Here is a 24,408-nt window from a genome sequence, read left to right on the forward strand (position 1 = left end):
TGGCGGGCGGGGCGACGGCGCGGTGCGCTCAGTCGAGCCGCTGGCAGGCGGACAGGGTCAGGAAGTCGGCGAGGGTCTCGCTGCGGGTCAGCGCTTCGAGCAGCGCGATCGCCTCGGGCACGCGTCCGGCGCCGGGGAGCGGCTGCCCGGCCAGGCGCGAGGGCAGATTGAGCAGGGCCGCCTCGAACAGCACCCAGTCGACCGCGCTGCCGTCGTCCAGGGACAGCCCCGCACGCGCCGGGCCGTCGCCGGCCGGGTCGCCCTCCTCGGCGTCGGCGTGGTGCAGCCACTGCCACAGCTGGGCGCGGGCGATCTCGGCGGTGGCGGCATCCTCCATCAGCCAGTGGATCGGCACGCAGCCGTTGCCGTCGAGCCAGGCGGCGAGATAGCGCACGCAGACCTCGACGTTGCCCTCGAAGCCGGCGCGGGTGATCGTGCCCAGCGGCGCCTGCACCAGGTCCTCGCGCACCACCAGCACGTCCTCGCGGCCGACGTGGTGCTGGTGCTGGGTCGGCATGCGCTCGTCGAAGACCGCGCGCGCCACCGGGATCAGCGCCGGGTGGGCGACCCAGGTCCCGTCGTGGCCGGCGGTCACCTCGCGCAGCTTGTCGGCGCGCACCCGCGCCAGCGCCTGGGCATTGGCGGTCTCGTCGCCGGCGATCGGGATCTGCGCCGCCATCCCGCCCATGGCGTGGGCGCCGCGGCGGTGGCAGGTCTGGATCAGCAGCTCCGAATACGCCTTGAGGAACGGCTGGGCCATGGTCACCTGGCCGCGCTCGGGCAGGACCCGCTCGCGGTGCCGGCGGAAGGTCTTGATGAAGGAGAAGATGTAGTCCCAGCGCCCGCAGTTGAGCCCGGCGACGCGGTCGCGCAGCGCGTAGAGGATCTCGTCCATCTCGAACGCCGCCGGCAGCGTCTCGATCAGCACCGTCACCCGGATCTGGCCGTGGGCCAGGCCCAGCGCGGCCTCGATGTGCGACAGCGCGTCCTGCCACAGCTGCGCCTCCTCCATCGACTCGAGCTTGGGCAGGTACAGGTAGGGGCCGCGGTCGCGCTCGGCCAGCGCGGCGGCGTTGTGGAAGGCGAACACCGCGGCATCGAACAGCGCCGCCGACATCGGCGCGCCGTCGACCAGGACGTGCTTCTCGTCCAGGTGCCAGCCGCGCGGCCGCACCAGCAGCACCGCCTGCTCGGCGCTCGGCCGCAGCGCGTAGCGCTTGCCCGTCTCGCTGGTGAATGCCAGGGTCCCGGCGACCGCCTCGCGCAGCGCCCGCTGGCCGGTCAGCAGGTTGTGCCAGGTCGGGGCGGTCGAATCCTCGAAATCGGCCATGAAGCAGCTGGCGCCGGAGTTGAGCGCGTTGATGACCATCTTCGGATCGACCGGCCCGGTGATCTCCACGCGCCGGTCGCGCAGCGCGTCCGGCAGCCCGGCGACCCGCCACTGGCCCTCGCGGATCGCGCGGGTGTCGTCGCGGAAGTCGGGCAATTCACCTGCGTCGAAGCGGGCCTGGCGCCGCTGCCGCGCGGCGAGCCGCTCCTGCCGGCGCGGCTCGTAGCGCCGGTGCAGGTCGGCCAGGAACTGCTGGACCGGGGCCCCGAGCAGATCGGATGGCGGCGCCGCGGCGGTGAAGGCGATCGCGGCGGGGGCGGCCGGTCCGGTGGGGACGGGCTGCTCCTCGGGTCGGGCTTGTTCCTTGAGTACGGCGGACATCTGGGGGTCTCCTGCGATTGTTGCGCTGCAAGATGACCATCCGCCTCGGTACTGTATTTGACAACACAGTTTTCTCAATGCATACCATTAGATCAACTAATACTTGTTAAAACCATGGCCAAGACGCCCGCCAGGACGCCGCGGTTCGCCTACAAGGGCGACCGGCTGAAGCCGCTCCGGGCGTTCTGCCAGACCGCCCGGCTCGGCTCCGTCTCACGGGCCGCAGAGGCACTGTTCGTCAGCCAGCCGGCCATCACCCTGCAGCTGCAGGCGCTGGAGCGGGACCTGGGGGTCCGCCTGTTCGAGCGCAGCGGCCGGCGGCTGCTGCCCACCCGCGAGGGCGAGGCCCTCTACGAGCTCGCCCGCCCGCTGGTGGAGGGCATCGACGGGCTGCACGCCGCCCTCCAGCAGCAGCTGCGCGGGCTGGACGCGGGGGAACTGCACATCGCCGCCGGCACCTCCACCATCCTCCACCTGCTGCCGCCGATCATCGAGAGCTTCCGCCGGGCCCAGCCCGGGGTGCACCTGAGCCTGCACAACGTGACCGGCGCCGGCGGGCTGGACCTGCTGCGCTCGGATGCCGCCGACCTGGCGGTGGGGTCGATGCTCGACGTGCCCGCCGACCTCGACTACGCGCCGATCTACCGCTTCGATCCGATGCTGATCGTGCCGCCCGGCCACCCGCTGGCGGACAAGCCCGAGCTGGCACTGGAGGACCTCTCGCCCTACGGGCTGATCCTGCCGCCGCGGCGCCTGACCACCTACCGCCTGGTCGACATGGTGTTCCACCAGCACCGGGTGCCCTACACCGTCGCCTTCGAGGTCGGCGGCTGGGAGGTGATCAAGCGCTACGTGGCGATGGGCATGGGGATCAGCATCGTCACCGCGATCTGCCTCAACGAGGCGGACCGCGCGCAGCTGGTCGCGCGCTCGGTGGCCGAATGGTTCCCGCAGCGCAGCTACGGCGTGGTGGTGCGCAAGGGCAAGTACCTCTCGCCACAGGCGCGGGCCTTCGTGGAACTGATCAAGCCGGACCTGTTCGTGCGCGGCGACTACTACGAGAGCGGGCACTCGGAACGATGAGCGCGCCGGGCCGCGATCACACGGTGCCGCGGTTGCGGCCCATCCACGGCGCGTACCATTCGCGCAGGCGGGCGATGTCGGCCTCGGCGTCGTCGCCGACGTGGAACGGTTCGCCGATGCCGATCACCCGCTCCGGGTAGTGGAAGTACGCCGGCAGGATCGGCACCCGTGCGGCGTGGGCGATCTTCCAGAAGCCGGTCTTCCAGCGCTGCACGCGCCTGCGGGTGCCCTCCGGAGCCAGCGCGAACCACATCCGGTCGGCGCGCATCAGCATCTCGACGGCCTGGCCCACCGTGCCCTGCGGCGCGCTGCGGTCGATCGGGATCACCCCCAGCCGCCGCAGCAGCGGGCCCAGCGGCCACCAGAACAGCTGCCGCTTGCCGAGCACCCGCACCTCCAGCCCCATCGCCAGCTTCGCGGCGAACCCCCACAGGCCGTCCCAGTTGGACGAGTGCGGCGCGGCGATCAGCACCAGCTTCGGCACATCCGGCAGGGTGCCGACCACCCGCCACCCGCCCAGCCGCAGCACGCTGCGCCCCACCCAGCGGGCGAAGGCATTGGGCCGGACCCGCGGCATCGACGGCGGGATCGGCGGGGTCAACGGCGGCGTTCGCTCCAAGGGCTCACTCCAGGTCGGGCGAGGAGCGCCCCTGCTTGATCCGGCTGCGCTGGCGCTTGCCCTCCAGGCGCCGGCGCTTGGCGGCGCGGCTGGGGCGGGTGGCGATGCGCGGCCGCGGCGGCTGCAGGGCGGCGCGGATGAACGCGTCCAGGCGCGCGCGCGCGTCCTCGCGGTTGCGCTCCTGGGTGCGGAAGCGCTGCGCGCTGATCACCAGCACGCCGTCGTCGGTGACACGGCGGTCGCGCCGCGCCAGCAGCCGCTCGCGCAGCGCCTCGGGCAGCGACGGCGAGCGGGCGATGTCGAAACGCAGCTCGACCGCGGTGGCGACCTTGTTGACGTTCTGCCCGCCCGGCCCGCCCGAGCGCACGAAGCGTTCGACGAGTTCGCGCTCGGGAATCTCTGGCATCGGCTCGGTCATGTCACCTCCGCGGAGGATTGTAGTCACCCCGCCATGGCGCCGTGTTGACGCGCCGCGGCACAGGATCGACCATGCCGGTCCGACCAGCCAGGAGAGGCCCGATGAGGCAGATGTCCCGCGTACTTGCGCTGATGGCGCTGCTGTTGACGGCCCCGCTGGCGTTCGCCCAGCAGCCCAGCGAGGCCCAGGTGGACCGCCTCCTCGAGGTGATGCGCGCCCGCCAGACGGTCGAGACCATGCTGCCGCAGGTGCAGGCCTCGCAGCAGCAGATGGTCGCCCAGCTGACCGCCGGCGAGGAACTGGGCAAGGAGGAGCGCGCCCGGCTCGACGCGGTCGTCGCCCGCTCCAACCAGCGGATCGCCGAGACCCTGACCTGGGACAAGCTCGAGCCGCTGTACAGCGACATCTACGCCCAGACCTTCAGCCCCGAGGACGTGGACGCGATGATCGAGTTCTACGCCAGCCCCGCCGGGCAGAAGCTGCTCGACAAGATGCCGCAGCTGATGCAGAACACCATGGTCGCGGTGCAGCAGCTGGTGATGCCGATGCTGCAGCAGCTCGAGCAGGACATCCGCGAGCTGGACGCCACGAAGTGATCCAGCGGCCGCTCCGGCGGCCGCCCGTCCCCCGCTGAGCGGAACTCGCTCCGCCGCTCCCGGCTCGCAACCCCCGCAGCCGGGCCCCGCCCGGCCGGGCGGGTGCGCCTACGCGGCCGGGGCGCCGAAGAACTCGAGCGCCCTGGCGAACTGCGCGTCCGGTGGCGCCTCCACCGTCACCCGGCGCCCGTCGCCCGGATGCAGGAACGACAGCCGCTGCGCGTGCAGCAGCATGCGGTGCACTCCGAGCATGCGGAAATGGCGGTTGTGGCGGCCGTCGCCGTGGCTGGTGTCGCCGATCAGGTGGTGCGAGGCGTGCTTGAGATGGCGGCGGATCTGGCGGAAGCGGCCGGTCTCCGGCGTCGCCCGCAGCAGCGCGTAGCGCGAGGTCGGAAACCCCGCCGAAGGCAGCGCCAGCTCGGCGGTGGCCAGGCGCACGAAGCGGGTCAGCGCCGGCTTGCGCAGGCGCTTGCCGGGGCCGCCATCGAGCGGGTGGTCGATCTCGAACGCCGCCTCCGGCCAGCCGCGGCACACCGCCAGGTAGTGCTTCTCCACGGTGCGCGCCATCAGCTGCTCGCCGAGCGTGCCGGCGGCGTCGCGGTCGAAGGCCAGCAGCAGGCAGCCGCTGGTGGCGCGGTCCAGGCGATGGACCAGGAACACCGGCCGGCCGAACAGCCTGCGCGCGTGATCGACCAGGAAGTCGGTCTCGCCGCCGGCCAGCTGGCTGTCGTGCACCATCATCCCGGCCGGCTTGTCGACCACGGCCAGCAGATCGTCGGCGTGCAGCACGCCGAGCGCCGGGGGCACGGCGGCGCTCATGCCGGCCCGACGCCGGCCAGGAGCGTCCGCATGCGCTACCTGCGCGGCCAGGCCGCGAGCAGCGCCCACAGCCCGCCCAGCCCCGCCACCCAGGCCGCGGCCGGCACCCCGGCCAGGCTCGGCCCGCCGGCCTCCAGCGCGTACAGCACCGCCGCCGCGATCAGCAGCCCGGTGCCGAGGATCGCCGCCACGGTGCGCCGCTGCAGCGCCCGCATCACCTGGGTCAGTTCGGCCAGGTCGTGCGAGCGCAGGCGCAGCTCGTGGCGGCCCTCGACCTGCTGGGTCAGCCAGGTGTGCAGCAGCCGCGGCATGTCCGGCGCGCGAGTGATCAGCTCCGGCAGCCGCTTGCGGAACTCCCCGGCCAGCCGCTGCGGGCTGTAGCGCTCGACCAGGATGCGCTCGAGCACCGGCCGCGCCACCGCCCAGATGTCCAGCTTCGGATCCAGCAGCCGCCCCACCCCCTCGATGCTGAGCAGGGTCTTCTGCAGCAGCATCAGCTGCGGCTGCAGGGTCAGCTCGTAGCGCTGCGCGGTGCGGAACAGCTTGCCCAGCACCTCGGCCAGCGAGATCTCCGACAACGGGCGGGTGAAATACGGCTCGCAGACCGAGCGCGCGGCGGCCTCCAGTTCGTCGATGCGGATGTGCGCGGGCATCCATCCGGCCTGCACGTGCAGCTCGGCGATGCGGCGGTAGTCGCGGTTGAAGATCGCCATGAAGTTCTCGGCGAGGTAGTACTGGTCCTCGCTGGAGAGCTGGCCCATGATCCCGAAGTCCAGGGCGATGAAGCGCGGGTTCTCCCGGCGCTCCTGGTCCACCCAGATGTTGCCGGCGTGGGCGTCGGCGTGGAAGAAGTTGTCGCGGAACACCTGGGTGTAGAACACCCGCACGCCCTTGGCGGCGAGCGCCTTGCGGTCGATGCCGGCGGCATCGAGCGCGGCGACGTCGTCGCTGGGAATGCCGCGCACCCGCTCCAGGGTCAGCACCCGCTCGGCGGTGTGGGTCCAGATCACCTCGGGCACGTACAGGTCGGCCGAGTCGAGCCAGTTGCGCCGCAGCACCGAGGCGTTGGCGCCCTCGCGCTGCAGGTCGAGCTCCGCGGCCAGGGTGTTCTCGATCTCGGCGACGATCTCGCGCGGGCGGATCTTGTCGGCGTTGGGATGGGTGCGGTCGACCAGCGCCGCGACGTTGCGCAACAGCCCCACGTCGGCGGCGATCTGCTTCTCGATGCCCGGCCGCAGCACCTTGACCACCACCTCGCGGCCGGGCGCGCCGCCTTCGCCGTGCAGCGTCGCCGCGTGCACCTGGGCGATCGATGCGGAGGCCAGCGGCACGGTGTCGAACGCGGCGAAGGCGCTGCCGATGTCGCGCTCCAGCGCGCGCTCGACGATCGCGCGCGCGGCGTCGCCGTCGAACGGCGCCACCCGGTCCTGCAGCAGCGACAGCTCCTCGGCCACGTCCGGCGGCACCAGGTCGCGCCGGGTCGAGAGGATCTGCCCGAACTTGACGAAGATCGGCCCCAGCTCCTGCAGCGCCATGCGCAACCGCGCGCCGCGCGGCATCGCCTCCACCTCGCGGCTGGCGCGCGGCACGAACGGCCGCATCAGCTTGAGCCAGCGCTCGGCGGGGGTCTGGTCGAGCAGCGCGTCCAGCCGGTAGCGCAGCAGCACCCGGCCGATGCGCGCGGCGCGCAGCAGCGCGCTCACGCCGGGCGTTCCGCCGCCGCGCCCCCGGCGGCGCCCTGCAGCCGCCGCACCCGCGCCGCCACCCGTTCGACGTCGTCGCGCAGCGCGTCCACGTCGTCGAGAAACGCGTGCAGTTCCTCGCGGCCGACCGCGTCGCGCGATTCCTCGGTCAGGTACTCCGCGGCGCTGCGCGCCAGGCTGTCGCCGGTGGCGCGCGCGCCGCGCAGCGCAGCGGCGATGGCGCGGGCGATCTGCACCCCCGCCACGTCGCCGAACGCGCTGGCGAAGGGCCGCTCCCAGTCCGGATCGAAGCGCTGCGCCAGGCGCTGCAGCTGCCGCGCCAGTTCCGCATCGCCCTCGATCCGCACCCGCCCCACCGGCGCGGCCGCGCCGCGCTCGGCGCCGCCCAGCATGCCGGGCAGCTGCGCGAGCAGCCCGCCGAGGGTGCTGCGCACCGACAGGTCCGGTTCGCCCGCGGCGTCCGCCGGGCCCACCGCGATCCGCCCGTCCGCGATCGTCAGCCGCAGCGCCAGCGCCGGCGCGTCCAGCCGCAGCGCGACGCTGCGGCCGGCCAGCGGCGCGAGCGCGTCGCGGGTGGCGGGGTCCAGGGCCAGGGCGCGGTTGAGCGCGGCTTCCAGCGCGCGGCCGGCCAGCGGGCGCAGCGCGCCGAGGGGCGTGTTCGGGGGGGGAGTGGCCATGCCGGCATTGTAGCCATCGCCGCCAACGCCGGTTCCGGAAAAAAGGAAGGGCCCGCCTGTGCCGGCGGGCCCTCCACGGTCCGGCGCTGCTGCGTCAGACCTTCCTGCCGCGGATCATCGACACCACCGCCAGGATCAGGAACACGACGAACAGGATCCAGGCGATGTTGGTGGCGGCGCCGGCGATACCGCTGAAACCGAGCACGGCGGCGATGATCGCGATGATGAAGAAGATGACGGCGTAACTCAGCATCTCGAATCTCCGGTGGGAGCCGTTAGTGGCGTGACCGGATCATCCCCAGGGCCCGGTGGTCAGCGGGTGACGGCGGCATCGCGGTCCCACCACGCCTTCAGCCTCGTGAGACCCTCGTGAACGCCGACCCGCGGCCGGTAGCCGAAGTCGCGGGTGGCCGGCGCCATGTCGTACCAGTGGGTGGTCGCCAGCTGCTCGGCCAGGAACCGGGTCATCGGCGGCTCGCCGCGCAGCCGCAGCAGCGGCCACAGGCCCTCGCAGAGCGCACCGGCGGCATAGGCCACCCGGAACGGCACCGTGCCGGTCACCTCGGGGGCGCCGGCGGCGCGCAGCAGCGCGTTGACGATCTCGCGCACCGGCATCGGCTCGCCGTTGCTGATGAAGTAGGCGCGGCCGGCGCAGGCCGCACCCGGCGCCAGGTGTTCGAACGCGTCGAAATGCGCCTGCGCGGCGTTGTCCACATAGGTGGTGTCGATGCGGTTGTCGCCACCGCCGACGAAGCGCAGGCGCCCGGCGCGCGCGCGCTCGACCAGCCGCGGCAGCAGCTGGTTGTCGCCCGGCCCCCAGATCAGCCGCGGGCGCAGCGCCACCGTCGCCAGCCCCGCCCCGTTGGCCGCCAGCACCGCGCGCTCGGCCACGGCCTTGGTCGCGGCATAGGGCGCCTTGAGATCCTCGCCGTAGGGCACGGTGTCGGCGGTGCCGCCCTCGACCGGATGGGTGGCGCGGTGGGTGACGCTGGGGGTGGAGGTGTAGACCAGCCGGCCGATGCCGTGCGCGCGGCAGGCCGCGATCACGTGCGCGGTGCCGGCGACGTTGGCGCGGTGGTAGCTGGCGTGGCTGCCCCAGGCGCCGGCCTTGGCGGCGTTGTGGAACACCGCCTCCATGCCGCGCGCGGCGGCCAGGACCGCATCGGCCTCGCCCAGGTCGCCGCGCAGCTGGCGCACGCCCAGCGCGTCCAGCGCCGGGTAGTGGCCGCGGTTGAAGCTGGCGACCTCGTGGCCGCGCTCGACCAGGCCGCGGCACAGCGCCTGGCCGAGGAAGCCGCCACCGCCGGTGACCAGTATTCTCATCTCGTGCTTGCCTCGCGTTCCGGTGGCGCCGGGTGCAGGCGGGTGGCCGCCCAGGCCGCCAGCCGCTCGCGGCCGATCTTGGCGTTGTGGCGGATGTCGACCGGGAACCGCGGGTGGAACAGGAAGTCCTCGATCATCGCGGTCTGCGCATGGCCCTGGGCGATGCGGCGAAGTTCGCCGGCGATGCGCACACGGTCCGCGCGCGGCGCCCGCTGCAAGAGTTCCACGCACAGCACCGGCCGCTGGCTGCCGCGCGGGCCGTTGCCCACCAGCGCGCTGCGCCGCACCGCCGGGTGGCCGTTGAAGATCGGCTCGACCTGTTCGGTGCACAGCATCGCGGCGCCGGTCTCGACCCGCTGGGTCTTGCGCCCGCAGAACCACAGCCGCCCGGCGTCGTCGAAATAGCCGAGATCCCCCATGCGGTGGACGATGCGCTCGCCGCCGCCGGGCAGCGCCTCGCGGATCTTGGCCAGGCGGGTCTGCGCATCGCGGTTGTAGTAGCCGTCGGTGGCGGTGGGGCCGGCCACGGTGATCTCGCCCACCTGCCCGGGCGGCAGCGGCAGCGCTGCGGCCCAGTGTTCGATCGCGCCGTCGTCGATGCCGATGATGCGCACCGCGTTGGGCGGCACCGGCCGGCCCACGCAGGTGCCGGCGCCCTGCGCGGTGCGCGCGGCCAGCGCGACCAGCTCGCGCCCCTCGATCACCGCCACCGGCAGGCACTCGGTGGCGCCGTACGGGGTCCAGAAACTCGCACCCTCCGGCAGCAGCGCGCGCATCGCCGCCACCACGTCCGCCGGCACCGGCGCGCCGGCCGAGGTGACCCGGCGCAGCCCCGGCAGCGGTGCGCCGTGCTCGGCCAGCACCCGCATCAGCGCCGGCGAACCGAACAGCTGGTCGACGCCGAAGCGCTCGATCGCCGCGTGCAGTTTCGCCGGGTCGGCGCGGGCCGGGCGGGTGGGATCCATGTCGGGAATGATCGAGGTCAGCCCCAGCGCCGGGTCGAACAGCGCGAACGGCGGGAAGGTCGGCAGGTCCACGCCGCCGGGCACGATCCCGAACGCCTCGCGCATCATCGCGATCTGCGCCACGAAGTGGCGGTGCCGGTACACCACGCCCTTCGGCACCCCGGTCGAGCCGCTGGTGAACAGGATCGCTGCGACCTCGTCGGGCGCGGTGTGGGCGAGCTGCGGCCCGGCACCGGCACCCGCGCGCTCCACCCGCGCCAGCGCGGCATCGGCCAGCCACGGGCGGCGCCCGGTGGTCACGCGCACCCGCGCCGTCTTCGCCCAGCCCAGCAGCCGCCGCGCCAGCATCGCCAGCGGAATGCCGATGAACGCCTCCGGCGCGGCCTCGTCCAGGCACTGCCGGAGCGCCGCGCGGTCGATGCCAGGATCTACCAGCACCGGCACCGCGCCGGCCTTGAACAGCGCGAACATCAGCAGGAAGAACTCCGGCGTGGGCCGCACCATGACCACGGTGCGGGTGCCGCGGCCGATCCCGTGCCGGGCCAGGCCGGCGGCGATCGCATCGCTGCGGCGGTCCAGTTCGCCATAGGTCAGTTCGACGCGGTAGCGGCCGCCCCTCCCGGGGCAGCGCATCGCCACCTGCTGCGGCCGCTCGGCGGCCAGCCGCGGCAGCGCCGCGGCGATGTTGCAGGGCGCGTCTGGGGGGGCGCCGGCGGGCGCCGGATCGGCTGGCATCGTCACCCGCACAGCTTACCCGCCCCACCCCGCGCCCGGCCCCCTTGCGAATTGCCGCGGACCGGGCAGAATCGCGCGACTTTTTCCTGCCGGCCGCGCCCACCATGTCGCATCCCTGCCTGTCCTGCGGCGCCTGCTGCGCCTGGTTCCGGGTGGGCTTCCACTGGTCGGAAGCGGCGCCCGAACTCGGCGGCACGGTGCCGGCCGAACTCACCGAAACGCTCGACGCGCACCGCCTGGCGATGCGCGGCACCTGGGCGCGGCAGCCGCGCTGCGTGGCGCTCGATGCCGAGATCGGCGTGCGTTCGCGCTGCACCATCCATCCGCTGCGGCCGAGCGTGTGCCGGGAGGTGCCGGCTTCCTGGGAGCATGGCGCGGCCAGCCCGCAGTGCGACCGCGCGCGGCTCGCGCACGGGCTGCCGCTGCTCACGGCCGCGGACTGGCGCACCCCGGCCACGGTGCTGGTCGCGGTGGTCCCCGACGACGCCGCGGCCACACCTGCGCCCGCCGCCGGCGAGGCCGTCATCCAGCCGCCGCCGCACTGACGCGCCAGACGGGTCTAGAGGGGGTGGCGGCCGAGGAAGCCGCGGATCTCCGGCACCAGCAGCTCGTGGCGGTCCTCGAGCACGTAGTGGCCGGCGTCCTCGAACGCGTGCACCTCGGCCTGCGGCAGCGCGGCGCGGAAGCCGTCGAGGAAGTGGCGGTCGAACACGAAGTCGCGCAGGCCCCAGCCGATGAAGGCCGGCCGGTCCGCGTACCCGGGCAGCCGGCGCGCCGACTCGACCAGCAGCGGCCAGGCCGCATCGCCCTCGCCCAGCGGGATGTCCTGCATGAAGCGCAGGGTGGAGATGGCGTTGCGCCAGCCTTGGTAGGGGGCGATGTAGGCGCGCCGCACCGGCGCCGGCAGCCGGCGTTCGGTGCCCAGCCAGGCCGCACCGCGCGCGAACAGGTTGAAGGCGCGGATCATGAAGCCGCCGACCCGCGAGTCGCGCCCCAGCGACAGCTGCCAGGGCATCGGCTTGGCCGCCGGCAGCGGGAACGCCGCGGTGTTGAGGATCACCAGCCGCCGCACCCGTTCGCTGCGCCCGAGCGCCCAGCCGAAACCGATCATCCCGCCCCAGTCGTGCACCGCCAGGGTCAGCGGGCCGTCGATGCCCAGGTGCGCCAGCAGGGTCTCGATGTCCTCGATGCGCGACTGCAGGGTGTAGCGATAGCCGGGGGCCGCGCCGGGGCCGTCGCCCGGCCGGTCCGACAGGCCCATGCCGACGTGGTCCGGCACGATGCATCGATAACCCTTGCCGAGCCCCGGATCGCGCAGGCCCAGCACCAGGTGCCGCCAGTAGAAGCTCCACGACGGGTTGCCGTGCAGCATCAGCACCACCTCGCCGTCGCGCGGGCCCTCGTCCAGATAGTGCATGGCGATGCCCGGGCGGACTTCAAGGCGCTGCCCGGTGAAGGGATAGTCTGGAAACCGCACGCGCCTGCCGGGGATGGGACGGGGGCGGGCATTGTAGGCAATCGGCGCCGCGGCGGCCGCGCGGCCGGCATCGCCCGGCCGGGCCGGGCGGGCTGGCCGGACAGGGCGGACTGGGCGGACTGGGCGGACCGACTGGCCCGACTGACCCGACTGGCCGGGCGCGGCCGAAGCCAGGCGCGGGGGCCGCCATTGCCCGCGGGGCACCCTGGCGGCGGGGCGGGCACCCGCCCGCCGGGCCGGCGCGCTTGGCAAGGCCCCCGCCGCCCGCTACGCTGCCGCGCTTTGCGCCGGTGCAACCATGCCCACCCCCTCCCAGCCCCGCCTGAACCCGCTGCCCGCGCTGATCTTCAGCTCGCGCTGGCTGCAGCTGCCGCTGTACCTGGGGCTGATCGTGGCCCAGGGCGTGTACGTGTTCCTGTTCGTCAAGGAACTCTGGCACCTGATCCAGGACGTCAACAACCTGTCCGAGCAGGCGATCATGCTGCTGGTGCTGGGCCTGATCGACGTGGTGATGATCTCCAACCTGCTGGTGATGGTGATCGTGGGCGGCTACGAGACCTTCGTGTCGCGGCTGCGCCTGGAAGGCCACCCGGACCAGCCGGAATGGCTGAGCCACGTCAACGCCAGCGTGCTGAAGGTGAAGCTGGCGATGGCGATCATCGGCATCAGCTCGATCCACCTGCTCAAGACCTTCATCGAAGCCGGCATGGTGGGCGGGCTGCCGCTGTGCGGGACCATGGAAGCCCTGGACGTCGCGCGCGCCTACGCCGCGGCCGGCGGCGACTCGGCCCGCACCTGCACCACCTACAGCGCCGACGGCGTGCTGTGGCAGGCGGTGATCCACACCATCTTCATCTTCTCCGCGGTCGGCATCGCCTGGACCGACAAGCTGATGCAGCACACCGCGAGCAAGCGCCAGGGCGTGGTCAAGGAGTAAGGCCGCCACGCGCCACGCCCCTCGCAGGAGGTGCCATGCACGCGGAAGCCGGCGCGGTAGAAGATGCGTTATACGCCGGAATGCCGGCGGGAGCCGCGCCGGCAAGGCCATCATGAAGATCGAGTCACCAAGATGAATTCGTAGCGGAACTCTCCTCGCTATGCTTTCCGGATGACTGCCGCCGCCATACCGCCTTCATCCCGGCATGCCCTGCGCCTCGCCACTTCCGCCGCTCACGCCCGTCTCGATGTGCGGTTCGCGGGCGGGATGCGCGACCGCGCCACCTATGCCGGCTACCTCCGCGGCATGCACCGCTTCGCCGGCGACTTCGAACGCGCACTGCAGTGCGCGCCGCGGCTGTCGGCCTGGCTCGCCACCGACCTGGCCGCACTCGGGCTGATGCCGTTGCCACCGGCCGCCAACGCGCCACGGGTGCGCGGACACGGCGAACGGGCCGGCTGGCAGTACGTGATGGCGGGCAGCAGCATCGGCGCCCGCCGGCTGCTGCGCGATGTGCGCCTGCTCGGTTTCGACGGCGACCGCGGCGCCACATTCCTTGCACGCCATGCCGTCAGCGAAGACTGGCCGACGGTCCAGGCGTGCCTGGCCCGGTTCGACCCTCAGGACACCCGGGAGCAGGCACTGATCACGCAGGGCGCGCTCGCTGCGTTCGCGCTCGCGGATCGTTGCTTCGGCCGTGCGCTCGCATCGACCCACCCCGGCATGGAGCGACAACAGGCATGAGCCCGGATCTCGACCAGGCCCTGGCCCGCTGTGCCCAAGAGCCCATCCACCTGAGCGGCGCGATCCAGCCGCACGGTTACCTGATCAGCTGCGCGCTGCCGGACTGGAGCATCCGCCACGTGTCCGCGAACATCGAGGCGCTGACCGGCATCGCCGCCGCCGACATGCCGCGGCGCTCGCTGCGCGAGTTCCTCACCGAGGACCTGGTGCAGTCGCTGTCGGAAACCATCGGCTTCGGCGAGCCCGACGGGCCCGCGCAGCGCGCCGCGGTCGGCAACATCGGGCCGGGCGCGCAGCTGTGCGACCTCAGCGTGCACGTCGCCGGCGGGCTGGTGCACATCGAGATCGAGCCGCAGCCGCCGGGCGCGGGCGAGCGCTCGCCCGCGGTGGTGGGCCAGGCGATGATCGCGCGCGTTGCCGCCACCGACGACGAGCACGACTTCCACCAGCGCGTCGCCGAGCAGGTCCGCCTGCTCACCGGCTACGACCGGGTGATGGTGTACCGCTTCCGCCACGACGACTCGGGCGAGGTGATCGCCGAGTCCTGCGCCGCGGAGATGCCCGCCTACCTGGGCCTGCGCTATCCGGCCTCGGACATTCCCGCGCAGGCGCGCAAGCTGTACCTGCGCAACCGCATCCGGGTGATTCCGGACGCCGGCTACGCCCCGGTTCCGGTGCTGCCCGACCGCGGCCCGGACGGCGCACCGCTGGACCTGGGCCAGCTGGCGCTGCGCAGCGTGTCGCCGGTGCACCTGGAATACCTGCGCAACATGGGCGTGGCCGCGTCGATGTCGATCTCGATCACCGCCGGCGGCCGGCTGTGGGGCCTGATCGCCTGCCACCACCGCAGCCCGCGGCTGGTGCCGCCGGGCGTGCGCGCGGTGGCCGACATGTTCGGGCTGTTCGTCTCGATGCGGATCGCCGCGCGCGAACAGCGCGCCGCCGTGGCTGCCGAGGACGGCGCCCGTGCCGTGCGCGATGCCCTGGGGCTGCGCCTGGCCAACGCCGGCGATGCGCGGCTGGCGCTGCCTACCGAACTCGACCTGCTGCGCCGCGCCCTGCCCTGCGACGGCGCCGGGCTGTGGCTGCACGACGAGTGGCACAGCGCGGGGCGTGCCCCGGCCGCGGCAGCCGTTCCCGGACTCCTGGCGTGGCTGCGCCGGGACGGCGGCGCGGGGCCGGTGGCGACCGCCAACGCCGCGGACTGGGCCGACGGCCCCGACGCCGCCGGCGGTCTGGCCGGGGCCCTGGCGCTTCCGCTCGACGCGGCGCGCGGCGAGTGGCTGTGCTTCTTCCGCTGCGAACAGATCCAGGAAGTGCGCTGGGCCGGCCGGCCCGACCAGCCGTTCACCGTGGATCCCGACGGCCAGCACATCGGCCCGCGTGCCAGCTTCGCGGCCTGGAGCGAGACGGTGCGCGGCGCCAGCATTCCGTGGAGCGACGCCGACCAGCGCATGGCCGGGCGCCTGCTGCTGGTGCTGCGCGAACGCTGGCGCCGGGAGCACCACCAGTCGGATCCCACCGACCTGAATCAGCAGCGCACCCGACTCGAGATGCGCGACCAGCGCCAGCGCCTGCAGCGGCTGTCGGAACTGCTCGACGGCATGGCGCACCTGGGTCCGGGCGCCACGACCCAGTTCGCGGCGCGCATCTCGCAGCTCGAAGAAGACCTGCAGGCGCTGGTGCGCACCACCGAAGCAGGCGAGGGGTAGGCCCGCGAGCGCGGGCTAGAGTCCGCCATCCCCCGTTTGTTCCTTCAACTGGAAGTCCACCAGTTCAATCGTGTGATCGAAACGACTTTGCCCCTCCGCTTTTTCGACGCACACGCTCCAGCGCTTCTTTTCCGTGTTTCTCGTTCAAGTGCCCGAGAGCGGTATCCGAAAGGTCATCGGTGTACCCGGACGGTCAGATCCCTGTATCTCGAACGAGCGCCGCGTGCAGCAGTTCGGTATCCGGAGTCAACAGGATGATCTTCTCCCCAAGAATCTCGTGTATGGAGAAGATGGAGGGCAACTGGCCATCGATCTCCACAGAGGCAAGTGAGTCGCTTTCAAACTCATAGACATAGATCAACGTGCTCCGGGGCAGCAGTGACTCGATATCAGCGGCCGTCTTCCCTGCCGTGTCTGTTGACGGCAGGTCTGCCTGCCCTATCAGGCGGCCATCATCGAGAAACCACCAGCTGAATCCGGTGGCGTCCTGATATCTGGGTGGCTTGGCCGGTGGATCTGCCACTTCCTCTAGCGTGTCCGTATCAAGAACCGTGTAATTCGCATCTCCGAAGTACACGAGGGCCTTGTCTCGACTTGGGCTTAGCTCGAGCCCATAAATAGACCCGCTCTTAGCCGCATCCATGACCGTCTCGCCCTGACGATTCACTATCTTTCCGGCAGTCCCGCGACCGCGCAGCACCAAGGGCGGCGGCGTCGACTTGTCCCGAATCGCTTCTTCATCATGGGGTGCGGGGGCCAATCGATAACGATGCGATCTCGCCTCTGTTGGTTCAGCTCGCGGAGAGTCGGCTGCCTGCCCAGCTTCTGTGGGCGGATGCTCAATCGGACCGACCCCTGGCGTGCACCCCAACAGCAAAACCAGAGCGATCGCGGCGATCACGGGCAAAGCGCGCTCCAGCAACCTTGCTTCAATGAACCGAAGCGTGATCATGAGCTCTTCATCAGGTCATCGACCAGGGCATTCGCGATGGCGTCTGCAATTTCCTGCCTTACCTGCTCGTGGTTTTCATTGATGCTGAGCAGCTCATCCACAGTCTCGTTGTCGATAAACTCAACCTCCAGCAGCGCGGAGCGCAAAGGATGATGAGCAGCGGTGTTCCCAAGATCGCCGTCGCTCAAGACGGCGAGCTGGCGCTCCTTGATCCCGCGATCTATCGCGCCCTCATCACGAGCAAGAATGGCGCCGTATACCGCATCGTTCAACCGCTGTGCCAGCGCGACATCTTCATCGTAGTTCACGTTGTCGCTGCGTCGCCTCACCAGGGTTTCGGTCCCTCTCGCGACCCCGTTGAAACCGTTGAAATGGATACTCACAAGGACATCCGCACCCACATCGCGACCGAGGTTCGCGCGCTCTGCTCCGGCGATGTTCGTGTCATCGTCGCGAGTCAAGTGAACCCATAGGTTCCGATCCTCCCCGACCCGCAGGGCACGGAGGGCCGTCCTGACCCGTAGACCGAAATCGAGCGCGAGATCCTTCTCCAGAATTCCACTGGTGTGGGACGTGGCGTTGTTGGCGCTTGAACTTGGCCTATCAGTCTCACCGCCATGCCCCGGATCGATCACGATGATCCCCGGCACCTCGAGATCGATCAGCTCGACCGCGGCCTCCTCACCCTCGAGCTGCACGCTGATGCGCGCCGCGTTGAACGCAATGGGCGGCAGGTTGACGCGGATGGCTGTATGACCGGTGGCATTCACCGTAGTCGTGGCCTGTTCCTGGTCGATGCGGCTGAACCCAGAGGCTGCGAACTCTGCCGGAGCCTCGAAGCGGTCGCGATGCCCGGCGGCCGCCTGTGCCCAGTCTCCCCGGAAAGCGGGATCGCTTTCCTCTTCGCCTTCTTCGACCGGGCGCACGAACAGCGGGGCCATCGACCACGTCACCGTCCTGCCGGCATGGTGGTCATCGGGGCGTCCCTCGCTCCAGACCCGGACCTTGACCTCCCGGTGGGCGATGCGATTGGTGGCGGGCTCGACCTTGACCATCGGGTGCTTGTGCGGAATGGCCTGCGACTCGGTCGAGCCGTCGACTACCTCGCCATCCTCATCGAGGATTTCTGGCGCGAGTTCTACGGCGTCCGCATGTAATACATCCGCCGGTCTATCCAGCAGGACTTCCCGGCGCCTTATGTTCGTTATTGGCGAGGTGACGGAATTCGCGATTCGGCGATACAGGGCTCTGGCGGGCGCGGTGCTCATGGCTCAGTGCTCCTTCACTTCCAGAACCAGCGTTTCGATCTCCGCCGTGCCCACGACGAAAGTGCGTCCGAGCTTGTCGGTAACGCCCTGCATGTAGCTGCCGTCCTTGAGGAGGATGCGGTAAGGCACGTTGGGCAGCGGCTCGCCCGTCGCCTTGTCCTTCAGGACGAAGCCTTCGTCGAATAGTTTGATCCGGGTGTCCGGCAGGCTCGGAACGCCGACGAGCCTGCTCTCTCCAGCCAGAAACGGGTGCTGGCTGGCCTTGACGATGAAGTTACCAGGCATGAGATAGTTCCCTTATCTGCGATGCGCTTCCATGGAGTTTGACAGCAATGACGCTGATCGTCGCCGCCGATGCGCAGGATCACCTGATCCTCGCCGGGGATCATTGCGCAGTGCTGTCGCGGGTGTCAAACCAGGGGCCGCCGGACCTGGTGCTCCGCAACTATCGCAAGGTCTACCCCTGGAAGTACGGCGCAATCGCCGTTTCCGGCGACGTGTTCCTGGCGGCCTGCTTCCAGCGGCTGTTCGCCCATCAAGAACGCATGGGCCAGCCCATCGATCTGCTGCAGGTTGCGCGAGACGCGAAGGCGGTGCGCGCCCGAAGCGGCGCCCCGCCAAGCGAGTCCACCGGCAATCTCTTCTTTACGCTGCCTGGCTGCGACGGGTTCGCCCTGCACTGCGTTTTTATCAGGGCGGACTCGATTGAGTGCGAGATCATCGAACCGATCGGCTCGCGTTTTTCCATGCGGGAAGGCACCCCAGACGAAGCCGCATGTCATGCGTTCAACAAACGACTTCGACCATCTTTCTTCTTCCCCGTCATCGATGCGTTCCATCGCCATCACCTGGAGCTGCTCGGGCGGTTTTTTGCCGGCCAGAGCGCCGTCGACGAGTTCGTTACGGCTTCCTTCGATGTCTACATGCTGGAGAAGAGGACGGGGCTCGGCGCGTTTTGGCATGTCTCCGAGAGCCAGGAACGGCTCGCTACCATCGAGCTTCAAGTCGCCGACGGGTGCGGGCTGATCGGATCGGCACCTGCCGGATGAGACGCAACAGCCTCCTGTTCGCCTGCGCCTTGGCGCTCTTCGCACCCGCCTGCGAGGCCCGGCAACGCATGCTCCACATGTCGATCCAGGACCAGGGCGGGCTGCCCTGCTTCGGCGTTGCCGATACCCGCGAGGCGCGCCGTTACCCCATCAAGCTCGGCGCGATGGTGGTGTCCGAGCTGGACGCGTCTGAGAACGTGGTGCGTGAGGTCTGGTCGCTGGCCGGCAGGATGCCGCCCGTCATGCTGGACCCGGCGCAGTGCCTCCCATATGGCGCCCAGCCCGAGGGGGCGGAAGCGCTGGTCGAAGCCGCACCCGTCCAGCCGGGTAAGCGCTACTCGGCCTTCATAAATGCCTACATCCAGGACGGGGCGCACTGGAACAACCGTTCCTACCTGGGTGCGTTCTGCGTGACGGAAGGCCCCGAAGGGCGGCAGGTGCATCAGATCACTTCAGGCCCCGTGGCCGACCAGGCCAGGTGGGCCGCCTGCCAAGCGACCCCCTGAGCGTAGCTACCGCTACGTCCCCTCGGCCAATCCGCCCGGGGCGAACGGCGGAACTGGCACGAAGCTTCTGTCAGTCGCTTCGTGCGGCAACCCGACGGAAGAGAAACGTCCGCATGACCGCCTTGCCGTCTGCGTCGAAATGCACGGCCGTCTCGACCATCCGCTCCCCGTCCGCGGTCACCGCATAGACTCGAGTCGACGCCGGAACACCTCCCTTGGCCAGAGCCATCACCAGCACGTCGGCGACGGCCTGCTTCACGGCAATGGCATCCGCTTCCAGGCGATCGCCCTCGATCGCGGCGGTGCTTCCGTCCAGCGGAACGATGGCTTCGGAAATCCGCTCCTGCCCGTCGGCCTGGACGATCTCCACCCTGATCTTCCTTGCACCGCCGGCCGCCTCATCGAAGGAGATCAAGACCCGCTTCGGGCGTGCCTCGGGCGGCATCGGCAGCTGCGACACGTCGGCCGACCAGGTTCCCAGCAGCGCTGGAGGCTCCGCAGCGCGCGCCAGCTCCGGTGACACAGCGATCATCAGCGCGACCATCAAGCCAGCAATCCGTCTTCTCATCGTGCAGCCTCCCACGGCGGTCACCACCGTATTTATCACGCTCGGTCCGGGTTTCGCTTCTTTCCTCGATTCCCTCAGCCCACGCCTGGAGCCGCTAGGGACCCGGGCTCATGTAGTCGGCGGCAGCAATGCCAGTCAGATCGTTGTGCAAGAATGAGCGCCTAACACCGCCGGGGATAGCATCCCCGGCCCGACGCCCGCCTCGCGCGGGCGTCTCTTTTTTGGGTCCGGACATCCCTGGGATGATCTTTGGCAGGCATGGCAGGGGGCGAGCTGATTTGCAGGCAGATACCGGCTGTACACGCGCGACCGGGGTGGGCTATCCTGCGGGCGACCCTGCATTGCGCGAACGCCCAAGTGCCACTTGGGACGGCCCCGGGAAACCGGCTAGCGCGTGCGGGTTTGCTTCCTTTTCGCTTGGCGAACTCCGGGCGGATCACCACCCCCTCCGTCCGGAACAGCCTTCACTGCGTGGCTTTCAGTTCGGCCTGCAGCTGCGCCCGCACGTCTTCAGCCGGGATCGTGTTGCCCGCCCTGACCTGCGCCAAACCGCGCTCGATGGAGGCGTGCAGTTCGACCTGACACAGCACGTCATCCCATGTCGCTTCGGGCGGCAGCTCATCCGCGATGCGATGCACTTGCTGGCGTAGTGTCTGGGCAGACATGGCTGAGCCTCCGAAGGGTGTTGCCATGGGCATCCTAATCCCGTCCCTTGACGTCGGCGTCGGGCCGTCCCAATCGACGAAGCGCTGGATCCGTTCATTGCTCTTCTCGATATCCATGACACGATTGCCGCATGCGCCGCCTCATCGGCGGGCCCAGGCGATGGCATCTTCGACATCCTGCTCCTCGATGCCGAGCTGTTCCAGCTTGTCGCGCGCCTCGGCCTGCTGCGCACGCACCGGCGTGAGTACGATCCGGCCCTGCTCGACGGTGACGGCGAAGTACTCCGCGGCATCCGCCTGGGCAACGGCCGCTTTCGGCAGGGTGATCCGGTTCTTCGAGGTCAGTTTCGCGAGCATGGCAAGCCTCCTGTCCAAGCGGTCTGTTCGCCGTCCGTTTCCTTTCCGGATCAGTCCCCGTCCAACCAGTCCCGCCGCCCTTCAACGTCCACGCCCCACTTCCGGAAGACGCGCCACACATCTTCGTCGCTGGCGAATTCGCCGCGGTCGGCTGCCGCAACGCCTTCCTGCACCGCCTTGCGGAAGCGCGCCTGCTCGATCACGTCGTCCCAGGTCGCCTCCGGCGGCAACTGGTCGGCCAATTGGTGGACCTGCTGACTGAGGCTACTCATCCCGGCACTCCCGCGCGGCTCTGAGGGCATTCTATGCCCCCCGGGATCGCTGCTCCGGCGATGCGCCTGGGCACCTGGATGGTGTTGTCTAACGCGACATCCGCAGGCGATGTCAGGCGAATCCGCCGAATCGACCCGCTAGTTTGCAGCAGAGAAGCTTGCAAGCACCTCGGCCAGCTGCTGTCGATCACCCGGAAGAAGCTCGCACACCCGTTCCGAGACGCCATCTTTCTCGACGAAATGGAGCCCGGATGCCCCGAACTCCTTCTTCAGCCGATCTCCATCGAAGAATTCGACCAGCAAGTAGTAGTCAAGCGACGACTCGACCGGTGCTCGAACCTGACGGCATTGGCTCGGAATCGCCGAGTTCAGCCTGTCTACCGTCGCGGTGTCATCCGTGCTGAACTTCACCGGGGCCCGGCTGACTAGGTCGGATTTCGAGTACGAGACGGGCGCGAGAGAATCGAAGCTTCGATAGTGCACATCCACATGCGTGTACCGGCCAGTGCCACCGTCTACCACTTCCGCCCGGTCACAACCCATCAGTCCGACAGCCGCGATCGCGATGGACATCGCCGCCCTGAACATCTGCGGGCCTCCTCCACTCGATCACGACTCGAAGCGGGCACTTGAACGAGATGACCTTGCTCCCCATCCGCCAGGGGCGAGCAGAGCAGATGGTGGCGAAATGCTGGCGATGCTTCAACCGGGCCGCTTGGCCACGCCGACGCGGATGGCGTGAGCCCGGCGCGCCACTGGCGCCGGCCCGTGGGGCCGCGCGCCTGGGTGGCCTTGATCGATGGAGCCGGAGCACATCGGAGCATTCGGCAGGTCAGGCCGGCCGAAAAGCGAATCTGACCCCGGTTTCCGCGGGTCGAGGAGGTCGCGCACCGCCACGGCGCCGCCGAGGATCGCCTGGCAGGTCACCGCCGCGGGACGGCGGAATCGGGGCGGCCCAAACGGGGCAAGACCCACGGCTTTGTCCGCTGCGCGGCCGCGCGCCCTTCCCCTCGCCACGCGAGCTGTCCGAAAAGCGAACCCGACCCCGGTTTTCAGCCTCATGCCTGGCTCCGACAAGGGCAGAATTATCATGAGTTCGAAGTGCGTGATGTTGGCGAGAGGTCACTCTGACGGAGAGGCCACATACACACCTGAGCCGGACAACGACAATGTCCAAGGCTCCAAGTACGCCACTGAAAACACCTCTAGCACCTTCCCGCCTTCAAGCATCAAAGCGAGATCGAGCGGTGCGTGCCGGCCCTGGGTCTCGCACCCAATCACCATCTTGTCCTGAAGAAGCTCGACCACCAACTCATGGGTAGCATCATCCGACCCAAGCAACATCCGCTCTTCGGCGACAACTCTCCATGGGCTTGTGACCGCAAGGCTCCAACCGAGCCCGCCGACTATAAGACTTGCTCCGTTCCACTCGATGTTGAGAATCGCAGCTGGCAACTTGCTCATGAATGCTTGAATGGCAGGTACCACACTGCTCATTTGTTCTGCTCCACATGGGTTCGATCACGGACGTAATCGCGCCTCTCAGCAGCTGAGGCTCCACGCGGCGGCTGAGGAACTTTCCCGTCTGGCGTCACGGGTCCCCCGTTCGAATTCGTGAACGATGCGCGGCGTGGCGCCTGGCCAGATGGTTCCATCGCCCTAACATTCATGCCATCCGGCATGGTATAGGACGTGCCTTTTCCGTCTGGAAGCGGCGTGCCCTGCATACCCGCGGCCTCGAATCCATCCGTCATGCGCGATTGACTTGTAGGAACTGCCGTACCACCCGGGGTCACGACGAAATCTGCTCCCTTTGCACCATCTGCAGCAGCACCAGTCCTATTGACGGCACCGATTGCTGCATCGGCGCCTCTTGCAGCTTTGATTCCTACGCTTGCCCCTCCGGGCAAACCCGGTAGCAGTACAGCAGCACCATCGGCAATGACACCTACGGCATCGAGCCCAGCAGCTCCCCAGTTCCCTTCCCGCAAGTTCCCAGAAAGGCTATGAACCCCAACGCCAAAGCTGAACATGTCCCATGGTGTCTCGACGGCTCGCCCGTCCGGATCGGTGAACCTGTAGGGGTTGTTGTTCGCGTAACGGTAGCGGTGGAACTGACTTGTCGGACTCTGGTAAGCCGCCACAGGATCGACACTTAGGAACACTCCCAGCTGCGGATCGTAGTAGCGCTGCTGCATGTACGTCAGGCCGGTCGCCGCGTCCTGCACGTGCCCGGTGTAGCCCGGCCCGTCCGCCAGCGCCGGTATGAGCTGCTGGCCGTAGGGTTCGTACTCTCGGCGCTCGAGCACGTTCCGGTTCTGGTCGGTCACCGCGACCACCGAGCCCAGCGCATCGGTGTGGATGTACTTCACCGTGGTTTGCGCGAACGCGGCGCCGGCGGGGAGCAAGCACCCAGCCAGCAGGACGAGCATCAGGACGACAGCGCGGGCTGCGAGGCCCTTCGCTTGGCTACCCCGCCAGGCGGGTGTGGGCGGCTTGGCGCTCACGCCAGAACCGAGATGCATGCCGCGGGTGGTGCGGCGCTGGTCGATATCCATATGACTCCCCCTGAGTCCTTCCTGGGCACGGCCGGAATATAGGCCAGCCCGCACCCCTTGCCCAGTACCGACTATCGCGGGCCCGGGCTGGCAACCTACCCGCGCGGAGACCAGCAAGCCAACTGGCTGGCGCTCGCGCCAGCAGCCCATCGGTCCGTCCGGCGGGGCCGCCGGTAGGCGAACCTGACCCCGGTTTTTGTGCCTACACAAACGCCTACGGATCGCACGAACGCGGTGCCGGGGATCGTGACCGAGCCCGGCACCGCGCCCTGCCCGATCAGTGGCGGGTGGCCGCCTGCGGGCGCCAGCCCGCGTCCGCGGGCGGCGGCAGCATCGGCATGGCTGCATCACGCGTCAGGCCCGGGCTGGCCGGTACGCCGTAGACCGCCGGCGCCTCGCGTACGTGGTTTCGCCGCCTGGACGCATCGGGAAGCGCTTGGCCGGCCACCTTGTCCATGAGGTCGCTTGCGGCTTCGGCCACTTCGAAGATCGCATCGCCCAGCATCGTCAGCGTGCCGTCGGCCAGGTCGATCCGCTCGACGCCGAAGACCAGGTCGCCGTAGGCGTGCAGCCGGTCGTGCAGGCGGTTGAGCGTGTCCATGTAATGACCCAGTGATTTCCTGCTCAGGTGTAACCTTTCCAAGGAGACACGAATGAGCGCGGTAATGGAAGAAGAGATCAAGCGTTGGACGGC

29 protein-coding genes are annotated in these 24,408 nt (G+C 69.8%); 8 read left to right on the forward strand and 21 right to left on the reverse strand.

The window, feature by feature from the left end:
• Window positions 1-28 precede the first annotated feature (28 nt).
• On the reverse strand, window positions 29-1,711 hold the full coding sequence (aceB, locus tag QFW77_RS05605; RefSeq protein ID WP_280573385.1) for a malate synthase A: 1,683 nt from the start codon (window positions 1,709-1,711) through the stop codon (window positions 29-31).
• Window positions 1,712-1,825: 114 nt separating this feature from the next.
• On the opposite strand from aceB, the gene QFW77_RS05610 reads away from it, so the two are divergent.
• On the forward strand, window positions 1,826-2,794 hold the full coding sequence (locus QFW77_RS05610; RefSeq protein ID WP_280573386.1) for a LysR family transcriptional regulator: 969 nt from the start codon (window positions 1,826-1,828) through the stop codon (window positions 2,792-2,794).
• A 16-nt stretch (window positions 2,795-2,810) separates the two neighbouring features.
• On the opposite strand, the gene QFW77_RS05615 is transcribed toward QFW77_RS05610, so the two are convergent.
• Window positions 2,811-3,371 (reverse strand): lysophospholipid acyltransferase family protein, encoded by a 561-nt coding sequence (locus tag QFW77_RS05615; RefSeq protein ID WP_280573415.1) that lies wholly within the window; start codon window positions 3,369-3,371, stop codon window positions 2,811-2,813.
• A 46-nt stretch (window positions 3,372-3,417) separates the two neighbouring features.
• A complete protein-coding gene (gene arfB / locus QFW77_RS05620; RefSeq protein WP_280573387.1) occupies window positions 3,418-3,831 on the reverse strand; it encodes an alternative ribosome rescue aminoacyl-tRNA hydrolase ArfB in 414 nt (137 codons plus the stop codon).
• Window positions 3,832-3,932: 101 nt separating this feature from the next.
• Between arfB and QFW77_RS05625 the strand changes: the two genes are divergently transcribed.
• On the forward strand, window positions 3,933-4,427 hold the full coding sequence (locus QFW77_RS05625) for a DUF2059 domain-containing protein (RefSeq protein ID WP_280573389.1): 495 nt from the start codon (window positions 3,933-3,935) through the stop codon (window positions 4,425-4,427).
• A 108-nt stretch (window positions 4,428-4,535) separates the two neighbouring features.
• Here QFW77_RS05625 and QFW77_RS05630 read toward each other — a convergent pair whose 3' ends face one another.
• From QFW77_RS05630 to oleC, 6 genes are all read right to left on the reverse strand, one after another.
• Window positions 4,536-5,246, reverse strand: a complete 711-nt coding sequence (locus tag QFW77_RS05630) for a pseudouridine synthase (protein ID WP_280573390.1) — start codon at window positions 5,244-5,246, stop codon at window positions 4,536-4,538.
• A 35-nt stretch (window positions 5,247-5,281) separates the two neighbouring features.
• Window positions 5,282-6,949 (reverse strand): ubiquinone biosynthesis regulatory protein kinase UbiB, encoded by a 1,668-nt coding sequence (gene ubiB, locus QFW77_RS05635; protein WP_280573391.1) that lies wholly within the window; start codon window positions 6,947-6,949, stop codon window positions 5,282-5,284.
• On the reverse strand, window positions 6,946-7,626 hold the full coding sequence (locus tag QFW77_RS05640) for a ubiquinone biosynthesis accessory factor UbiJ (RefSeq protein WP_280573392.1): 681 nt from the start codon (window positions 7,624-7,626) through the stop codon (window positions 6,946-6,948). Before QFW77_RS05640 ends, ubiB begins: the two co-directional genes overlap by 4 nt.
• 94 nt (window positions 7,627-7,720) lie before the next feature.
• The gene (locus QFW77_RS05645; protein WP_180676577.1) at window positions 7,721-7,879 is read right to left on the reverse strand and encodes a DUF1328 domain-containing protein; all 159 of its coding nucleotides are present in this window, start codon (window positions 7,877-7,879) and stop codon (window positions 7,721-7,723) included.
• A 59-nt stretch (window positions 7,880-7,938) separates the two neighbouring features.
• On the reverse strand, window positions 7,939-8,949 hold the full coding sequence (gene oleD / locus QFW77_RS05650) for a 2-alkyl-3-oxoalkanoate reductase (RefSeq protein ID WP_280573393.1): 1,011 nt from the start codon (window positions 8,947-8,949) through the stop codon (window positions 7,939-7,941).
• Window positions 8,946-10,649: an olefin beta-lactone synthetase gene (gene oleC, locus QFW77_RS05655; RefSeq protein ID WP_280573394.1), complete on the reverse strand. Its 1,704-nt coding sequence runs from the start codon at window positions 10,647-10,649 to the stop codon at window positions 8,946-8,948. The genes oleD and oleC overlap by 4 nt, the downstream gene beginning before the upstream one ends.
• Window positions 10,650-10,753: 104 nt before the next feature.
• Here oleC and QFW77_RS05660 point away from each other — a divergent pair, with 104 nt between their 5' ends.
• On the forward strand, window positions 10,754-11,194 hold the full coding sequence (locus QFW77_RS05660; RefSeq protein WP_280573395.1) for a YkgJ family cysteine cluster protein: 441 nt from the start codon (window positions 10,754-10,756) through the stop codon (window positions 11,192-11,194).
• Between the two features lie 14 nt (window positions 11,195-11,208).
• Here QFW77_RS05660 and QFW77_RS05665 read toward each other — a convergent pair whose 3' ends face one another.
• Entirely contained in the window at window positions 11,209-12,126 is a 918-nt protein-coding gene (locus QFW77_RS05665) for an alpha/beta fold hydrolase (protein ID WP_280573396.1), read from the reverse strand.
• Between the two features lie 298 nt (window positions 12,127-12,424).
• On the opposite strand from QFW77_RS05665, the gene QFW77_RS05670 reads away from it, so the two are divergent.
• The 3 genes from QFW77_RS05670 (at window position 12,425) to QFW77_RS05680 (ending at window position 15,519) form a co-directional block, all read left to right on the forward strand.
• Window positions 12,425-13,063 carry a TIGR00645 family protein gene (locus QFW77_RS05670; RefSeq protein ID WP_280573397.1) on the forward strand — a complete coding sequence of 213 codons (639 nt, stop codon included), beginning with the start codon at window positions 12,425-12,427 and terminating at the stop codon, window positions 13,061-13,063.
• Between the two features lie 267 nt (window positions 13,064-13,330).
• The gene (locus QFW77_RS05675) at window positions 13,331-13,807 is read left to right on the forward strand and encodes a heme oxygenase-like domain-containing protein (protein ID WP_280573398.1); all 477 of its coding nucleotides are present in this window, start codon (window positions 13,331-13,333) and stop codon (window positions 13,805-13,807) included.
• Window positions 13,804-15,519, forward strand: a complete 1,716-nt coding sequence (locus tag QFW77_RS05680; protein WP_280573399.1) for a GAF domain-containing protein — start codon at window positions 13,804-13,806, stop codon at window positions 15,517-15,519. Before QFW77_RS05675 ends, QFW77_RS05680 begins: the two co-directional genes overlap by 4 nt.
• Window positions 15,520-15,712: 193 nt before the next feature.
• Here the strand turns inward: QFW77_RS05680 and QFW77_RS05685 are convergent, their stop codons facing one another.
• The 3 genes from QFW77_RS05685 to QFW77_RS05695 are packed head-to-tail and all read right to left on the reverse strand — an operon-like array spanning window position 15,713 to window position 18,024.
• Window positions 15,713-16,471: a hypothetical protein gene (locus tag QFW77_RS05685; RefSeq protein ID WP_280573400.1), complete on the reverse strand. Its 759-nt coding sequence runs from the start codon at window positions 16,469-16,471 to the stop codon at window positions 15,713-15,715.
• Entirely contained in the window at window positions 16,468-17,739 is a 1,272-nt protein-coding gene (locus QFW77_RS05690) for an N-acetylmuramoyl-L-alanine amidase (protein WP_280573401.1), read from the reverse strand. The genes QFW77_RS05685 and QFW77_RS05690 overlap by 4 nt, the downstream gene beginning before the upstream one ends.
• 3 nt (window positions 17,740-17,742) lie before the next feature.
• On the reverse strand, window positions 17,743-18,024 hold the full coding sequence (locus tag QFW77_RS05695) for a hypothetical protein (protein WP_280573402.1): 282 nt from the start codon (window positions 18,022-18,024) through the stop codon (window positions 17,743-17,745).
• Window positions 18,025-18,071: 47 nt separating this feature from the next.
• On the opposite strand from QFW77_RS05695, the gene QFW77_RS05700 reads away from it, so the two are divergent.
• Together QFW77_RS05700 and QFW77_RS05705 are read left to right on the forward strand one after the other, a co-directional pair.
• Window positions 18,072-18,788 (forward strand): hypothetical protein, encoded by a 717-nt coding sequence (locus tag QFW77_RS05700; RefSeq protein WP_280573404.1) that lies wholly within the window; start codon window positions 18,072-18,074, stop codon window positions 18,786-18,788.
• On the forward strand, window positions 18,785-19,294 hold the full coding sequence (locus QFW77_RS05705; RefSeq protein WP_280573406.1) for a hypothetical protein: 510 nt from the start codon (window positions 18,785-18,787) through the stop codon (window positions 19,292-19,294). The genes QFW77_RS05700 and QFW77_RS05705 overlap by 4 nt, the downstream gene beginning before the upstream one ends.
• 70 nt (window positions 19,295-19,364) lie before the next feature.
• Here the strand turns inward: QFW77_RS05705 and QFW77_RS05710 are convergent, their stop codons facing one another.
• The 8 genes from QFW77_RS05710 to QFW77_RS05745 form a co-directional block, all read right to left on the reverse strand.
• Window positions 19,365-19,838, reverse strand: coding sequence for a hypothetical protein (locus QFW77_RS05710; RefSeq protein WP_280573408.1), 474 nt, complete (start codon window positions 19,836-19,838; stop codon window positions 19,365-19,367).
• Between the two features lie 488 nt (window positions 19,839-20,326).
• On the reverse strand, window positions 20,327-20,644 hold the full coding sequence (locus tag QFW77_RS05715; protein WP_280573409.1) for a hypothetical protein: 318 nt from the start codon (window positions 20,642-20,644) through the stop codon (window positions 20,327-20,329).
• Between the two features lie 24 nt (window positions 20,645-20,668).
• Window positions 20,669-20,884 carry an AbrB/MazE/SpoVT family DNA-binding domain-containing protein gene (locus QFW77_RS05720; protein WP_280573410.1) on the reverse strand — a complete coding sequence of 72 codons (216 nt, stop codon included), beginning with the start codon at window positions 20,882-20,884 and terminating at the stop codon, window positions 20,669-20,671.
• Window positions 20,885-20,934: 50 nt separating this feature from the next.
• Window positions 20,935-21,156 carry a hypothetical protein gene (locus tag QFW77_RS05725; RefSeq protein ID WP_280573411.1) on the reverse strand — a complete coding sequence of 74 codons (222 nt, stop codon included), beginning with the start codon at window positions 21,154-21,156 and terminating at the stop codon, window positions 20,935-20,937.
• Window positions 21,157-21,294: 138 nt separating this feature from the next.
• Window positions 21,295-21,744: a hypothetical protein gene (locus tag QFW77_RS05730; protein WP_280573412.1), complete on the reverse strand. Its 450-nt coding sequence runs from the start codon at window positions 21,742-21,744 to the stop codon at window positions 21,295-21,297.
• A gap of 534 nt (window positions 21,745-22,278) precedes the next feature.
• Complete coding sequence (locus QFW77_RS05735) at window positions 22,279-22,620, reverse strand: hypothetical protein (protein ID WP_280573414.1); 342 nt, start codon at window positions 22,618-22,620, stop codon at window positions 22,279-22,281.
• Between the two features lie 29 nt (window positions 22,621-22,649).
• Window positions 22,650-23,714, reverse strand: a complete 1,065-nt coding sequence (locus QFW77_RS05740; RefSeq protein WP_331487869.1) for an RHS repeat-associated core domain-containing protein — start codon at window positions 23,712-23,714, stop codon at window positions 22,650-22,652.
• Window positions 23,715-23,991: 277 nt separating this feature from the next.
• Window positions 23,992-24,408 (reverse strand): hypothetical protein (locus tag QFW77_RS05745; protein ID WP_425603285.1); only part of this gene is annotated, 417 nt, incomplete at its 5' end.

Origin of the sequence: Luteimonas endophytica, from assembly GCF_029887875.1 — a bacterium.
Lineage (GTDB): Bacteria > Pseudomonadota > Gammaproteobacteria > Xanthomonadales > Xanthomonadaceae > Luteimonas > Luteimonas endophytica.